Here is a 15,086-nt window from a genome sequence, read left to right on the forward strand (position 1 = left end):
TAATTACTAGCAAATTTTACATAAGATCGGAACTTTTACCTGCCTTCTGCTCCAAGTAATCTGTCTCACCATTGATCTTAAAGCCAGCATTCTGGTACGCATGAATTGCTGCAGTATTATCTGTCTCAACGTCCAAGACAAATTCCTTTGAGCCCTTTTGCTGAAGAAGCTGCGTCATTTTTTTGACAAAAAAGGTGGCAAAGCCGCGATTACGAACCGCCGGGGCAATAAACAAACCAAAGAAATAATCATAACTGCCCAACTCAACGGCGCAATAGCCCACAATTTTGTTTTGGTAGAGCAACACAAAGCTGCTCGTTTCTTCATCTTGCAACCCTTCTTCGATATACTTGATCGATGAAGTTAGGTTACTGCCAAAGGCTTTACTGTGGAACTTAGCAACTTCAGCTACATCAGCTTGTTTTAACTCATTTACTGCTAACGGCTGGTCCAACTGATCAGTTGGACCAACCCGCTGCGGACATTTGATGCGCATGTTATATGTGCGGTCCTTAATTACTAAGCCCGTCTTTAGCAAGAAGTCTGAGTTCTGCTCCAAGAAGTTTTTTTCAGAAACGTAATTATAGTTGTGATAACCATAGCCACCTAAAATTTTCTGTGCCCGCACTAGCATTTCCTTAGCAATTCCGCGCCGCCGAAAATCAGGAGCCACTTCAAGATGCACATCAACCACTTCGTCTGGTTCATCATCGGCATAGAGCATAGTCAGACCTACCAACTTGCTGGCCTCATAAGCCAGCACAAAGGTTGGCATTTCAGCGAAATAATTATAGCGATTACTCAATATAGATATCTTCATAGGTGCCATCAGCTGCATGGACCTTTTGGGTTAATTCTTTAGCCTGCGCTACTTCGGTAGGGTTAAGGCTAACTTTTTCAACATAATTCATTTTTTCTTTTTCCTGTTAAAATTCTTCATTAAGTCCTTGGCATTTTGCTTGGCCGCCTTAGTAACATTACTGCCGGCCATCATTTCTGCAATTGCCGTAACGGTTTCTGCTTGCGTCAAGGGGCCAATTTGGGTATAGGTAGCGCCTTCTTTAACTTCCTTGGCTACCAGGTATTTCTGATCACCAGCGGCGGCCACCTGTGGCGAGTGGGTAATTGCAATCACCTGTTTATGCTCACCGATCGAGTGCAACTTTTGTCCGATTGCAGCTGAAACACGGCCGGAGACACCAGTATCAATTTCATCAAAAATCATGGTGGCAACTGGCTCTACCCTGCTAAAAATAGCCTTGAGGGCCAAAATGAGCCGCGATTGCTCACCTCCGGAAACAATCTTAACCAGTGGTAGTAACTCTTCACCGGGGTTAGGAGCAATCAAAAAAACCAGTTCATCCGTACCTTTATTGGTAAACGATTTAGCAGCAGAAAAAGCGATGGCAAAGCGGGATTTGGCCATATACAAATCAGCTAGTTCCTGCTTAATTTGCTCCTCCAACTGATCAGCAACTTTTTTCCTAGTTTCATGTAAAGCTGCAGCTTCCGTGGTCAATTTGTCTTCGAGTTCGGTAAGCTGCTTTTGCAACTTTTCCTCGTCTAAACCCCCTGTTTCATAGTGGCTCAGTTCATCCTGCACTTTTTCATAGAAGGTAAAGACATCTTGCAGAGTCGGACCATACTTTTTTTTGAGTGAATTAAGCAAGTCGAGGCGGTTAGAGACATACTGGAAGCGTTCACCATCGAAGTCCATTCCATCGAGAACATTAGTTAACGCGCTACGTGCATCACTCAGCGCAAAGACACCGTCATCAATTGTCTTAGCGATGTCCTTAAACTTGTCCCCGTATTCTGCCAATTCATTAGCAGCACTTTGGGCGTTGCCCAGTAGCGCTTCAAGACCGTGTTCATCGTCGTCATATAACTGCATTAAATAATTAGCTGTTTCAACAATCTTTTGGTAATTGTTGAGCTCAGTATATTCTTGTTCAAGTTGCTCATCTTCTTCAGGATCATTCAAGTCAGCAGCAGTTAGTTCATCATTTTGAAAGGTTAAAATATCCTGTTTTTGAGCAAGTGCTTGGGCATCCTGATGTAGGTGTTCTAGCCGCGTTGACAAGTTTTGCCATTTTTTAAAGTCTACCTGGTATTGCGCCAACCGGTCTTTGAATTCTGGTGGAGCATAATTATCCACCAAGTCGATTTGTCGGTCTTGATCCATTAGGATCTGCTGGTCATTCTGGCCATGGATATCAACTAAGTAATTGCCTAGTTCGCGCAGCACGTTGGTCGTCGTTAACTGACCGTTAATGCGCACAACGCTGCGTCCCTTGGTTAATTCCCGGCTGATGACGAGTTGGCCATCGGAAGCTGGCAAGCCATATTGAGCGCAAAGCTTGGTAATCTGTTCCGCTCCCTGATTAACATCAAATAGACCCGTCACAACCGCCTTTTTTTCGCCACTACGAATCATTTCTTTTTGCCCGCGACCACCCATTAAGAGTGACACCGCATCAATAATAATCGACTTACCAGCACCGGTTTCTCCAATTAGGGCCGTCATATTTTCTTGAAAGCGAACCTTCAGTGCCTTAATAATCGCGAAGTTCTTAATATCCAGTTCAACTAGCATCTTCTTCTCCTAAAGCTCAGCTACCGCTCGTTCAACAACTTCTTCCGGTGTTCCGGTCCACCAAAGTTGACCACCCTGCTCACTACTTTTTTGCAAGTGAATTAAAAACTCAATATTACCCTTACCACCCTTAATGGGAGAATAGTCTACCCCCAACACATTGAAACCGCAGGCCAGCGCCTGCTCAATCGTATGCTGAATGACGGCGCGGTGGATCGCATGATCATGAACAATACCATGTTTACCCACGTTTTCTGGTCCTGCTTCAAACTGCGGCTTAATCAAGCACACTGCATCACGGCCATCCTGTAAGATTGCAAACATTGGCGGCATAATTAAATCAAGCGAAATAAAGGAGACATCAGTCATTGCAAAGTCTGGCACGCCCTTAGTAAAGTCCGCTGGTTTACTGTAACGGAAATTCTGCTTTTCCATTACTACTACCCGCGGATCATCGCGCAATTCCCAGGCCAACTGGTTGTAACCGACATCAAGGGCATAAACCAGCTTGGCCCGATTCTGCAAGGCAACATCGGTAAAACCACCGGTTGAAGAACCGATATCCAAACAAGTACGGCCGGTCAAGTCAATATCAAAGGCCGCTAAGGCTTTTTCCAGCTTAAAACCACCGCGCGAAACGTACTTTTTGTGCGAAGCTTTGATAAAGAAGTGTTCATCTGCGGGAAAACTACTGCCACTTTTATCAATGCGCTGGTGGTTATGATCGGAAACAAGTCCCGCCATAATTGCCCGCTGGGCCTGGGTCCGGGAATGAAATAGCCCCTGTTTGGCCAGTATTACATCTGCTCGTTTTTTAGCCATTTTAGAGCACCTTCTGATATAGGTCGAGAAAGCCAGCTAAAATACCGCTGTCCAAACCAGTTAAGCTAGTCTGTGCGGCTTTGATTAGTGTTCGTAATTCTGTACGACTGCGCTCTGCCCCCAGCATGGTTAAAGTGTTGTGCTTGCCATTTTCCTGGTCCTTATGGGTGGCCTTACCAGCTGCTGTACTTGTTTCAACAATATCAACCAAATCATCATAAATTTGATAGGATCGACCAAAGGCCCGACCAAAAGCAAGCAGTTTGGCTTTATTGGCTGCACTAGCGCAACCAGCGACTGCCGCCATTTCTACACTAGCAACAATTAAGCATCCTGTCTTAAGCCACTCCATCCGGTTAATTAGGTCAGTAGCGGTAGCAACAGTGGCATTATTAGTCGCAGCTATGTCTAAATACTGACCGCCTACCATTCCGTTAGCACCAATTGCACGGGTCATAATCTTGACCAAGTCAGCTGATTCACTACCTTCTGCAATCCACTGCAGGCCAAGTGGTAATAGTGCATCCCCAGCCAAAATCGCCTCGGCCTCGCCCCACTTCTTGTGGCTGGTCAGCTTACCGCGACGGTAGTCATCATTATCCATTGCTGGCAAATCATCATGAATTAGGGAATACGTGTGAATCAATTCGATTCCACCCGCAATTTGGATGTCCTGGGCCGTCATGTGGTGATTTATGGCATCAAGTGTAGCCAAAAAGAGCAGCGGGCGTAATCTCTTACCCCCAGCCATGACTGAGTAGGTCATAATTTGGCTAAGCTTGACCTCATCAATCTCACTAGCCAGGTGCGCTGCCAAGTAATCATCAACTACCGGTGTCCATTTTGCTCTAAATTCATTAAAAGTCATCTTATTCTTCCGGTGCTGCTGCATTATTGGGGTCAATTTGGTGCTCGGTTCCGTCACTATCGATTAGTTTAGCGACAGTTTCCTCGGCGGCAGTCAATTTTTTGTTTAACTCGCGGCTAAGTTTCACTCCAGTCTGGAATTCACTTAAGGCATCTTCCAAGGGTACATTACCACTTTCAAGGTTGCTGACAATCTGCTGTAACTGATTTAATTCTGCTTCAAAACTATTTTTCTTTGTTGGCATTTTTATTTCTCCTAACTGCTGTAACTCTTGCTACTACTTGCCCATCTTTAAAATGAAGACTGAGCTCATCCGCTTGCTTGACTTGTTTAACTGAACTAACCGTCTCACGGTCTTTGGTGGCATACAAGTAACCTCGGTCAAGCGTTTTCAAGGGACTGTAGTCATCTAATTGCTGAGCTGATTGGGCTAGTCTGTGCCTGTTTTCTCGTAAAAGTTGGCGCATATTGCTTATTAATTTTTGCTGATAAAAGCCTTCTTCTTGCAAAATTTGCGCGATTCTTTTGCCGGGATTAACTGCAATCAGTTTTTGCTGGGTCAACTGGTAAGCCTGCCGCTCACGTTCCAGTTGGTGCAGCATGGTGTTATGCAGGCGGTCACGCAACAGGTCCAAAGTCTGTGCCTGTTCGTCATAAAGTCGTGCTGGTTCACGCATAATTACTGCACTATTGATGCGCTTGAGCGCTTCCCGCCGTACCCGGATAATGTTTTGGACACTTACCAGCAGTCTACTTTGCAGCTGGTGAATACCAGCTAATTCATCCGGTAAATTGGGGGTTGCATATTCAGCTGCTGCAGTAGGAGTAGCTGCCCGAACATCCGCAACCAAGTCACACAAGGTGGTGTCCGTTTCATGGCCAACGGAAGAAATAACCGGCATCGCCATTGCATAAACTTGCCGCACCACCACTTCCTCATTAAATGGCCACAAATCCTCGAGCGAACCCCCGCCGCGGCCAATAATCATCACATCATACTTGTCACCAGCATCAGCAATCTGCTTCATTGCCCCTACCAACGAGTCAGCCGCGCGATCGCCTTGCACCTGAGCTGGGAACAGGTCAACCTGGGCATGAGGAAAGCGGCGGTTAACAGTAACCAAAATATCATGGATAACTGCTCCGGAAGCACTAGTAACCACGGCAATGTGGTCGGGAAAGTGCGGTAATTGCCGCTTATGACCCTGGTCAAACAAACCTGCTTGGGCCAACTTTTTCTGCAGTTGTTGTAACTGTTCATACAGTGCGCCTAGACCAGCAGGCTCCATCGATTCCGCATAAAACTGGTAAGAACCTTGCGGGCCGTATACATTAACATAACCGGTAATGTATACTTTCATACCCTCTTCCGGTTTAAACTTGACTTGGTCAAAGTGGGACCGAAACATCACCACATTAATCTTAGACTTTTCATCTTTGAGCGAAAAGTATTGGTGAGAGTTACGGCGAAAACGAAAGTTAGATAATTCACCTTGCAAAAAAACCTTGTGCAGGTAGGGATCATTTTTAAATTTTTGCGTAATATAATAATTTAAATCTGAAACGGTGAGATATTTGTTATCTTCCATTTTGCCTCCTTGTTAGCCCAACCACTTGTTCCATCAATGCTTCCACCGTCAACGGACCAACTCCTCCAGGAACCGGAGTAATATAGCTAGCCCGCTGGGCTACGTCAGCAAAATCAACGTCGCCAACTGTTTGGCCGTGGACCCGGTTAATCCCCACATCGACGACCACTGCTCCTTGCTTAACCATTCCAGGCTTAACCAGGCCTGGTTGACCGGCTGCTGAAACTAAAATATCAGCATTTTTGGTATATTCACCTAAGTTCCTAGTCTTAGAATGCAAAATTGAAACAGTTGCATCACGCTCTAACAAGAGCGCAGCCAAGGGTTTACCCACAATACTACTACGCCCAATAATCACCACGTTTTTACCATGAAGATCAAGGTCATAATGGTCCAGCAGGGCCAGAATACCGTGTGCAGTAGCAGGTTCGACAAAGTGGTCGCCGCGCCATAAGCGGCCAACGTTACTGGGGGTCAAACAATCCACGTCTTTTTCAGGGATAATCCGCCCCAGAGCTTCATTCAAGTTAAGCTGATGCGGAACTGGCAACTGGATCATTAGCGCATTAATACTTTTATCCGCGTTAAGCTGGTCGATTAACTTTACCACATTAGCCTGATCCACTTCCGCGGGCAGCTGATAAAGCTTCTGCGTAATCCCTACTTCAGCTGCTCGCCTTTTTTTAGTTTGCAAGTAAATCTTACTGCCTGGATCATTGCCAATGTTAATTACACAAAGCGTGGGCTTAATCCCCTGCTGTTTTAACTTATTAACTTCTTCTGTAAGTTTAGCAGCTCGTTGACTAGCTAGCAACTTACCATTCAAGAGTTGGGCCATTGCTCTTCATCCCTTTTCTATAAAAATAGTCGGCCTAAAGCCGACTACTTGTTATTTTGCGATAAAATTCGCTAAGATTCCATTAATAAAGGGTTTGTTCTTGGGGTCGGAAAATTCATCACACAGGTTCAAAGCCTCATTTATTGCTGCTCTAGGTTCAATTTCCTTGCTGTACTCAATCTCGTACAAGGCAACTTCCAAAATAGCGAGTGAAATCTGATTAATGCGGTTAATCCGCCAATCTTTTTTTAAGTAACTGGCAAGCTGACCCTTCAACTCATCTCGCTTTTCCACGACACCTTCAATGACTGTCTTTGAATAAGCCGAGAGTTCTCTTAAGTTGAGGACGGCGACAATTTTCGTTTCAACTTCGGCAGGAGTCAGTTTAGGATTCTGATTAGCCAAAAAAGCCCCCTGCATTGCCACTCTACGACTTTCGTGTTGATTCATTGCTACTCTTTTCATCAATGTCCGAAAATAGTTTTGAAGTACCACTGTCATCTTCTTCATCTTCAGTAAATTCAAGCCCCACGACATGAACATTAATTTCCTTAAGAGTCAGGTCAGTCATCTGCAAAACCTGCTGTTTCAAAGACTTTTGCAAGTTCATGGCAATCTTAGGTACATAACCACCTGCAACTACACTGACATAGACATCTGCAATCAAGTTGCGGTCGTCATCAAGCTTGACCGTGACCCCGCGGCCCCGATCTTCACGCCCCAAGACGCGGTTAATCCCTGATCTAACATCACCATGTAAGGCTGCAACGCCGTCTACTTTTTCGGCAGCAATGCCCATAATAACTTCCAGAACACTTGAATCAATTTCGATCTCATCACCGTTATTTTGTCCATTTAAGACAATTTTTGAACTATCTGCCATTTTATTTAACCTCGTAAAACTACTTATTTGCACGGGATACGTATGAACCATCGACCGTATTAACAATTAACACGTCACCTTCATTAATGAAGAAGGGTACGTTGACTACCAAGCCAGTTTCCATTGTTGCAGGCTTACCACCGCCTGAAGACGTATCGCCCTTAATATTGGGCTCTGTTTTTGTAACTGATAACTCAACCGTGTTGGGTAATTGCACACCCAAGGTTTTGCCCTCATGCATGATGACACTGACATCCATATTTTCCTTCAAGAACTTAGCTTCATCCTTTATCTGGTCATTTGGAATAGCCAATTGGTCATAAGTTGCAGTATCCATGAAAACATAGCTAGCGCCATCGTTATATAAGTACTGCATCCCCTTTGTTTCAATTTCTGCAGTCTCGACCTTGGCAGTTGACCTAAAGGTATATTCTTGAACTGCTCCGGAGTTCAAACTCTTGAGCTTAGAACGAACAAAAGCACTCCCCTTACCAGGCTTAACGTGTTGAAATTCAACTATTCGCCACAAGTCATTGTTATGCTTGATGGTTAGACCATTCTTAAATTCATTAACTGAAATCATTGTCATCTTAAGTACCTCATCTCCATAGTAATATCTTACCAATTCATACGTGATTTTACTATCAATAATATTTAACTTTTATAAAGAAATTAACTCGTCCTTGGGCAAACTTGAGAGTGTTTCGGGAGTTTGATCGTGAACTAAGATATCATCTTCAATTCTGACCCCGCCCTGGCCCGGCAAGTAAATTCCGGGCTCAACAGTATGCACCATATTGTTCACCAGTTCTTGCTTACCAAAAGGCAGTGCTGGTTGACACAATTCGTGAATCTCTAAACCGATACCATGACCAATACCATGACCGAAATATTGGCCGTAGCCTTGTTCGATAATGTAGTCCCGCGCGGCCTGGTCGACATCGCGACCACAGTTGCCCACTACCGCAGCGGCAATTCCCCGGCGCTGCGCCTCATGCACAATATCATAAATTTGCTGCCATTTACGTTCTACTTTACCGACCGCCACTGTCCGCGTAATGTCAGCTGCATAACCGTGATAGAAGGCACCAAAGTCGACAACTACCAGATCGCCGTCTGCAATCATTTTGTCACTGGCAACCCCATGGGCCCAAGCCGAGCGGACCCCCGAGGCAATGATCGTGTCAAAGCTGGGGCCATCGCCACCATTAATCTTAAACAAGTAATCTAGTTTGGCACCAATATTGCGTTCTACTGCACCCGGCTTAATTAGGGGCAAGATTTCATTGAAACTATCCATTGAAATGTCGATTGCCCTCCGCAGCGTTGCTAGTTCTAGGTCATCCTTGACGTTGCGTACCTGCTCAACCAGTTCTTCAGATAATTCAAAGTCAATCTGCGGATTCAGTTTTTGTAAATGCGTGAATTCCACTGCAGAGACAAATTCGCCTTCAACTAGGACCTTCTTCAAACCAGCCGCTTGTAACTGCCTGGTGATTTCGGCATCTTGATCTGATTGCTTCATAATCACGCTCAGTTCACCAGGTGCTTCAACCTTAATCTGACCAGCAAAGCGCGAATCAGACAGTAATATCCGATCACCCCTGACCGTCAAAATCAACTGCGCTTCTTCACCAGTAAAATTAGTCAAGTACCGGTAATTCGCCTGGTTGAAAATAAGCAGGCCGTCTGCACCGCGTTCTTTGATCAATCCACTTACTTTATTAATCCGTCTATTTAAAAGTGTTAATAGCTCGTCTTGCTCTTCCATAGCGAACCCTCCTTTATTGGCAACGCGTCTTTATTTTACCGCTAAAGCTCTTCACTCGCTTGTTTATTTAACAATTACTGGCCAAAAATAAAAAACAAAAAAGACGAGAAGCGTATGCTTTTCGTCTTCTTAGCAGAACTAACTTACTTAGCTTCTTCGACTGGGATAACAGAAACTTGCTTTCTGTACTTGTCCTTGCGTTCAAATTTGACAACGCCGTTCACTAATGCAAACAAAGTGTCGTCACCGCCCCGGCCAACATTCTTGCCCGGATGAATTTTAGTACCGCGTTGACGGTAGATAATCGTGCCGGCATGAATTGTTTGACCATCAGCAGCCTTGGTGCCCAGACGGCGACCAGCTGAATCACGACCATTGGCAGTAGAACCGCCCCCCTTATGGTGGGCAAATAATTTAAGATTTAAAATATTCATCATCATTTCACCTCTAGCTTAATTCAATCTTTTCAACAGCAACCTTGGTATAAGGTTGACGGTGACCATATTTTGAATGTGAGTGCTTCTTGGGCTTGTACTTGAAAGTAACAACTTTCTTTTCCTTGCCTTGTTTTTCAACCTTGGCAACAACCTTAGCACCCTTAACTAATGGTGTACCAACTTTAACGTCCTTGCCATCAGAAGCCAGGATTACCTCGTCAAAGGTGACTTTCTGGCCTTCTTCAACGTCAAGCTTTTCAACAAAAACACTATCGCCTTCAGCAACCTTGTATTGCTTACCACCGGTTTTAATGATTGCGTACATTTACTACCCTCCAAAAAATACTTAGACTCGCCAAGTGGGGTGCTTTTTAGTAAAAAGACTTCTTACCCCAAACTGTGCGGTTGCAGATGTGGAGGTCTCCACAAATACAACTACTTCATAATACTACTGCTCAACCAATTTAGCAATAAAAAAAGTACCATTACAGTACTTGCGCTTTTTTTAGATTTGCCACTTACCGCCGTGAACCTTGGCGATGTTTTCGGTAACAATAAAGGCCTCTGCGTCAATTGCCCGAGCTTTGGCAACCAGCTGACCATATTCATTAGTGTCAACCACAATAACCAATTGCTGCATGTCCTTGTCGCTATATCCACCAACCACATTATAAACAGTCAATCCATCGTAATCATTTTGGAGCATGTCCCGAATTTCATCAAGCTTGCGATTACTCATAATCCGCACCTGGTACTTCTTGTCAAAGCCGGTTTCCGTGTAGCGCATCGTAATTGTGGTAATTACTTGGGAAAAGGCTGCTAACAGAAAAGCTTCAGTACCATCTACAAAAAGGTTCAAAACAATAATTGAAAGGTCAATCACCATTAGGGACAAGGCTGGTTCGACATAAAAATATTTTTTGATAATTAGCGGCGGAATTGTGGTACCACCCGCTGAGGCGTTAATGCGGTATAGCATAGAGACCCCGACCCCCATCAAAACACCGCCGTAAATCACGGCCAGGACGTTGTTGGAAGTCAATTTAAAGCTGGGCGTAATGGCCATTAGCGCCGGCAAAAGCATGCTGCCTAAAGCCACCTTTTTGAGTGTTTCTTTACCCAAAAATATTACGGCCAGTACCAGAATCAGGGCATTAACCACAAAGACGGTCAAAGAGCGATTAATACCCCAAACGGCATCAACTAGAATGGAAATTCCCGTCGAACCTCCTGCCGCAATGTTGATTGGCGCGTAAAAAAAGTTGATTGCAATGGCAATTATTTCCAGACCTGCCAGAAAAAATAGCCAATATTGCCAAGTGTGTTTTTGTGTCTTCATCTCATCTTCCTTTCATTAAAATGTTATCTTTATTGTACTAAAAAATAACAAATTTACTCAAGGAATATGCAAGGGTATAACCTTTTCTTAAGGGTTACGGCTGACCCCCAATTTAATCATTAGTAACCCTTACCACCTCCATTTAGCATTAGTGCTCAAGCCTGCGGTAATCAATGGTCTGATTGCCTTCGTAAGCAGGCAGACCCTTTTCAGCACGGTATAAGGCCCGCTCAAAGGCTTGGTAACCTTTGCTAGAACTGACGGCAAACTTAATATTGTATTTACTAGCATATTCGCTAATATTCCGTGTACTATCGTGTGCAGCGAAGGCTGTTACCAAAATGACGATATCCAAATCCTTAAGCTGTTGTTCAATTACCTTCCGCTTGCCTTGGAAGGCATCAATTGCAAACGGAAGACCATGGTACCGCCTAACCGCACCCTCTAGTATCGCTTCATTTTGGTTGTTGCCAACGGCAATCCCTACCCGCTGATAATGCAAATCCAGATCTAAGCGCGGCAGTTCTTCAAGTTGCCGATCCTGCTTGGCTTTTTTCTTGAGGGGGCGAGCTGCTCGCTCAGCCTGCTCAACCTGGTAAACCCAGCGTATCCGAACAGCCGCTGCGGGATTCTTTTTGATCCGAACATCACCATCGTACCAAGCCAAGTCAACAATTGAACCATCGCTAAGACCCTGTCCACCTTCTTGATACCAGCTCGCATCAACTGGTAAAAGCACTGACTTACCGCGAATTCTTAGCTTTTCGCCCTTGACATTGCGACTAATTGCCAAGTGTCCTGCGCGACCCTGAACCACGGCATACTTAAACGTAGAAATTTGATCGACTTCCATGCTAGCAAGCTGGCGATGTCCGACTACTCGCAAAATTTCTGCTTCATAGCCGGGACCGCTTCCACAATATCGCCACTGCTTAAATTTAGGGCATGAATTTGACTCTCTGCCAAAGTATATACCCGCCGGTTGCCAGTATTAATTAGGTCACAACCAGACAAAAGCCGAATAACCGTGTACCGTTTGCCCTTGCGATAGTCACAGTGAGGCGGTTTAGTTACCTGCAAGGCCTGTTCAAAGATTTTTCGGTTAGTTGTTTCCTGGCTAGTCTTAGCCGCACGCAGTGCTTCTTCCAGTTTGGTCAGATTTTGCCGCCAAGTTGACTCGCTTTCAGGAGCCCGCATTAGTTGATGAAGTGTCCTAATAGCAACATTTTGAGCTGACGCATCAGCTGGATTTTGGACTAGCTTGGTAAGACTAGTTAACAATTGATTGAGTTGCGCCTGGTCTACCCTGATTTCTGGTGCCCGGCTAGCCGCCGTTGCACCACTTTCATCGTCGGCTAGCCCTAATAACAGCTTAATAGCCGCCAGGCCGTTACGCAGACTGCGATCATCTCCTGTCGTTCGCTCTAAAATTTGCTTTAAGTGATTACGATAATCAAACATCTTGTCTCCTAGTCCCTCAACCGTTTTACTTAGTATAGCAATAAAAAAGCCTGGCACAAAGCCAGACCGTACTTTTCACTTATTTAGGTTAAAAGGCGCCTCCGCCAGAGCCACCTCCAAAACCACCGGATGAACCACCCGAAAAACCTCCAGATGATCCCCCAGCAGCAGAAGAACCGGTTGCCACTCCTGATAAAAAGCTAGTATTAAAGCTCTCCGCAAAACTCTCCTGACCAGTATTGTAATATAGCCAGCGATCATTGTAGAAAGTGCTTTGTGCTAATTCTTGATCCGTAAACTCAACCTTCATTTCCTTAATTACCTTAGTTGCCAGGCCAAAGGTCACAGCGTAGGGCATGATGTCTTCCCAGAGCACGAGGTCACCAACATCACGCATATTGAAGCGCCCAATGTCCTGTAGCATGTGCTTAAAGCCGCGCAGCTTGTTGGTCTCGTCTGCACCTGCTGCAGTGTAAATACCAATGCGCTTGGAACCAACCACTAAGCTGATAATACCCAAGACAAGGATTAGCCCTTCACCTAAAACCACTGGCCCAACAAACCGTTTGAACAACATTATTGCCAGGAGAGTTGTGCTAAAACTAATACAAAGGGCAATGATAATTTTAGCCTTGAACTTGTTAGCCAGCTCAACCTGAGTTAAAGAAAGCAGGCCGCGATCAGCGACGTCATTGTACGCGTATTTGGTCCAAATATCGAAACTTTTACCTAGTTGCTTGCCATGATAATGCTTCAACTGGTCAGTGGTAAAGGATTTACCATCTCCCAAACTATTGAAAAGAGTATCGAGGAGTGGATCTTCTTTGGTTATTTCGCCTTTTAACAAAGTAATCCGATAGAATGTCTTACGTCCTGCTTGGTAATCTTCAATTTTGATTTTCTTTTGCACGGCGAGCTCCAGCAAGTAGGCGGTAAAGGCGCGACTATCAGGTTCTGCACCCCGGTCCAGGACTTGAGCAGAAACTGGATCAACTTGCGGCAATTCATAATTATGGGGAAGTAAGGCCGGATTGGTCGGTTTAAAGCCTTGTTGCTTAGCCGTAAAACCTACAAAGATGGCCCGTAGACCGCTGATTAGGCTAATTGCCAGGAGGCCAAAGTAAAAGATATTGTCACGCCACCGTTTGTGGTTGGCCTCGCGGGCAAGTTTGGCTTCTTGATCCAGGACATATTGCCGGTGACCCTCGTTAACTACCCGCTGGTTACCAGCCGTAACACTGATTGGAAAGATCGTGTGAACCTCCACCCCGGTATGTCCGTCAAGGTTGTCTACAGTCATCATAATTTGGCCTTTTTTAGGTAAGACCTTAATCTTACCGGTAAGCGGGCCATGAGCCCAAGCCTTCAGCCCCTTAACTGGCCCCGGAAAAAGCACCTTAGCTTCAACGTGCTTTAGGTTTGTGTCCCAGCCATTACCAATAATTATAAAGTTCAACTCAGCCGTATCACGAAAATTAGTAACAGCGCGCTTAATCGTGTATTTATAGGTAACCGTCAAGCGGTTGCCCTTGCTTACTGCATGGTAGACCTTAAAACGATAGCCCTCATTAGAGCGCTCAATCGTATATTTCTGGGCGGGCCTACTTGCTTCATTATTGTCTTGGACCAGCACGCGGTCATTAGCAATGGTCTGGCCTACTCCCAGGTTTTGCTTATAGTAGACTCCGCGGGCGTTATCATTGAACTTATAAGTAATCTGCCGCTTCATTGTGAGCGAACCATCATTGTTGACTTGGGCAATTGCCACGTTGTTTTCAAGGTCATAATCAACCTCGGCCCGAACTGGCTGACTATGGACTAAAACAGCTACGAAAACTGCTAGTAGCGGCAATATTTTCAGAATTTTTCGTTTCATATATTTTCCACCATCAATATAGTAATTTACTCTAATTATACAGATTATCTGCTGAAAAGACATAAAAATCTTTGTTTTACATACGCTAACATACCTAACACAATCATCCATATACATTTATATGATTAGTTGCGTTTTTAAAAAAAGTTACTCCCCTTTAGCTGACCATTGGCGAATTGAATGACAACAAAACTTTTGATTGCAATTGGCTTGAATCTTTTCTATAATAGTTAATGTTCTAGCGCAGAACATTAAATTACGCCTGGTCTGGTAGCTCAGCTGGATAGAGCAACGGTCTTCTAAACCGTAGGTCGTGGGTTCGAATCTCACCCGGATCATTTCTAACATCTTTTAAAAGTCTTGAAAAACAGAAAACGCTGTGATGTCAAGGCTTTTTATCAAGAAATTATTGGAAACGCTAAGTATTTTAAAAGTTGGCTAACATTTTACCTAAGTTTCTTGAGATTACAGCTATTATAAGTGGCTACTACATGCCCACTACAAAAATTACAACGAAAACCCCCCAGTATCTTCTGACACTGGGGGGTTCTTTGTTATTCGAGCTAACTTATACAATTACTTGGGCCAAATAACCATCTTTTCCTT

Annotated in this window: 15 protein-coding genes, 1 tRNA gene, 1 pseudogene and 1 other annotated feature; of the genes and pseudogenes, 1 reads left to right on the forward strand and 16 read right to left on the reverse strand. The window is 44.5% G+C overall.

From position 1 onward, the window contains the following. Positions 1-16: 16 nt before the first annotated feature. The 16 genes and pseudogenes from ACSYSN_RS05020 to ACSYSN_RS05095 all read right to left on the reverse strand — a co-directional run bounded on the left by ACSYSN_RS05020 (position 17) and on the right by ACSYSN_RS05095 (position 14,480). Positions 17-805 (reverse strand): GNAT family N-acetyltransferase, encoded by a 789-nt coding sequence (locus ACSYSN_RS05020; protein WP_491711829.1) that lies wholly within the window; start codon positions 803-805, stop codon positions 17-19. A 102-nt stretch (positions 806-907) separates the two neighbouring features. Further along, positions 908-2,596 carry a DNA repair protein RecN gene (recN, locus tag ACSYSN_RS05025; protein WP_491711830.1) on the reverse strand — a complete coding sequence of 563 codons (1,689 nt, stop codon included), beginning with the start codon at positions 2,594-2,596 and terminating at the stop codon, positions 908-910. A gap of 9 nt (positions 2,597-2,605) precedes the next feature. Next, complete coding sequence (locus tag ACSYSN_RS05030) at positions 2,606-3,418, reverse strand: TlyA family RNA methyltransferase (protein WP_491711831.1); 813 nt, start codon at positions 3,416-3,418, stop codon at positions 2,606-2,608. A gap of 1 nt (position 3,419) precedes the next feature. Then, positions 3,420-4,286, reverse strand: coding sequence for a polyprenyl synthetase family protein (locus ACSYSN_RS05035; RefSeq protein WP_491711832.1), 867 nt, complete (start codon positions 4,284-4,286; stop codon positions 3,420-3,422). Between the two features lies 1 nt (position 4,287). Next, the gene (locus ACSYSN_RS05040) at positions 4,288-4,530 is read right to left on the reverse strand and encodes an exodeoxyribonuclease VII small subunit (protein WP_491711833.1); all 243 of its coding nucleotides are present in this window, start codon (positions 4,528-4,530) and stop codon (positions 4,288-4,290) included. Further along, entirely contained in the window at positions 4,511-5,875 is a 1,365-nt protein-coding gene (gene xseA, locus ACSYSN_RS05045) for an exodeoxyribonuclease VII large subunit (protein WP_491711834.1), read from the reverse strand. The genes ACSYSN_RS05040 and xseA overlap by 20 nt, the downstream gene beginning before the upstream one ends. After that, positions 5,865-6,713, reverse strand: coding sequence for a tetrahydrofolate dehydrogenase/cyclohydrolase catalytic domain-containing protein (locus ACSYSN_RS05050; protein ID WP_491711835.1), 849 nt, complete (start codon positions 6,711-6,713; stop codon positions 5,865-5,867). The genes xseA and ACSYSN_RS05050 overlap by 11 nt, the downstream gene beginning before the upstream one ends. 51 nt (positions 6,714-6,764) lie before the next feature. Further along, positions 6,765-7,163: a transcription antitermination factor NusB gene (gene nusB / locus ACSYSN_RS05055; RefSeq protein ID WP_317636953.1), complete on the reverse strand. Its 399-nt coding sequence runs from the start codon at positions 7,161-7,163 to the stop codon at positions 6,765-6,767. Next, complete coding sequence (locus tag ACSYSN_RS05060; protein ID WP_491711836.1) at positions 7,141-7,596, reverse strand: Asp23/Gls24 family envelope stress response protein; 456 nt, start codon at positions 7,594-7,596, stop codon at positions 7,141-7,143. The genes nusB and ACSYSN_RS05060 overlap by 23 nt, the downstream gene beginning before the upstream one ends. Before the next feature lie 19 nt (positions 7,597-7,615). After that, a complete protein-coding gene (efp, locus tag ACSYSN_RS05065; RefSeq protein ID WP_317636955.1) occupies positions 7,616-8,185 on the reverse strand; it encodes an elongation factor P in 570 nt (189 codons plus the stop codon). 72 nt (positions 8,186-8,257) lie between these two features. Then, positions 8,258-9,367 carry a M24 family metallopeptidase gene (locus tag ACSYSN_RS05070; RefSeq protein WP_491711837.1) on the reverse strand — a complete coding sequence of 370 codons (1,110 nt, stop codon included), beginning with the start codon at positions 9,365-9,367 and terminating at the stop codon, positions 8,258-8,260. Positions 9,368-9,510: 143 nt separating this feature from the next. Then, complete coding sequence (rpmA, locus tag ACSYSN_RS05075; RefSeq protein WP_491712907.1) at positions 9,511-9,801, reverse strand: 50S ribosomal protein L27; 291 nt, start codon at positions 9,799-9,801, stop codon at positions 9,511-9,513. 13 nt (positions 9,802-9,814) lie between these two features. Next, the gene (gene rplU / locus ACSYSN_RS05080; protein ID WP_491711838.1) at positions 9,815-10,129 is read right to left on the reverse strand and encodes a 50S ribosomal protein L21; all 315 of its coding nucleotides are present in this window, start codon (positions 10,127-10,129) and stop codon (positions 9,815-9,817) included. A gap of 13 nt (positions 10,130-10,142) precedes the next feature. Further along, positions 10,143-10,221, reverse strand: a sequence feature (ribosomal protein L21 leader region). 88 nt (positions 10,222-10,309) lie between these two features. Beyond that, positions 10,310-11,143: a YitT family protein gene (locus ACSYSN_RS05085; protein WP_491711839.1), complete on the reverse strand. Its 834-nt coding sequence runs from the start codon at positions 11,141-11,143 to the stop codon at positions 10,310-10,312. A gap of 148 nt (positions 11,144-11,291) precedes the next feature. Next, positions 11,292-12,604, reverse strand: a pseudogene (locus tag ACSYSN_RS05090) (DUF2325 domain-containing protein). Between the two features lie 88 nt (positions 12,605-12,692). Next, positions 12,693-14,480 (reverse strand): DUF2207 family protein, encoded by a 1,788-nt coding sequence (locus ACSYSN_RS05095; RefSeq protein WP_491711840.1) that lies wholly within the window; start codon positions 14,478-14,480, stop codon positions 12,693-12,695. Positions 14,481-14,744: 264 nt separating this feature from the next. On the opposite strand from ACSYSN_RS05095, the gene ACSYSN_RS05100 reads away from it, so the two are divergent. Beyond that, positions 14,745-14,818: transfer RNA gene (locus ACSYSN_RS05100), tRNA-Arg, on the forward strand. Positions 14,819-15,086 lie beyond the last annotated feature (268 nt).

The organism is Lactobacillus sp. ESL1191, from assembly GCF_058504435.1.